Here is a 597-nt window from a genome sequence, read left to right as displayed (position 1 = left end):
CTATTCCGCTGCAAAGACTTATACATCAGTCAATTACACAACCGATAAAACAGGGGAATGGACGTATGCCAAAAGTTTTCAAATACCGCCCAAATTACCGCTCGGCATCACCGGAATGACAGTTGAAACAACCGAAGACAGTACGGAATTGCATTTTGCCTTCAAGGAGCCTATCCCGGCAGCTGCGCATAAAATAGTCGTCTTTTTTGAAAACAACGACAGAACTTCCGCATTTAATTTATTGATTGACAAAACCTTATACACATTCACCAATCAACAGCTCAGGGCTCTAAACCACAATTATGTTGAAGTCTCCTATTTTGGTACTATCAATGAGATTTCGCTACACATTGCGTCTAACGGCACTGGTTCTGCGTTTTTTCGTTTTTACGGCATTGATATTGAAAAAACCGACAACAAAGGCATTGTTTATCATTCGCTTGGCGTAGGAGCCGCCTCAATGCGCTCTATGCTCTATCTCGATAAACTGCCGGAACAGGCAAAATTGCTAAATCCGGACGTGGCTGTGGTGGATTTTGGCACAAACGACATTTTGTATTACAATACGGTAGAGGCAAATCTTCCACCCACCATTAG

Annotated in this window: 1 protein-coding gene; it reads left to right on the top strand. The window is 42.5% G+C overall.

Annotation, left to right across the window (positions count from 1 at the left end):
- Positions 1-597, top strand: a 597-nt coding sequence (locus ASC50_RS03325) for an SGNH/GDSL hydrolase family protein (RefSeq protein ID WP_162491130.1), incomplete at both ends; no start/stop codon positions are given.

The sequence above is a fragment of the Candidatus Symbiothrix dinenymphae genome, assembly GCF_001431085.1.
The sequence above is the reverse complement of the archived record's forward strand: the minus strand, read 5'-3'. Positions and strand labels throughout refer to the sequence as shown.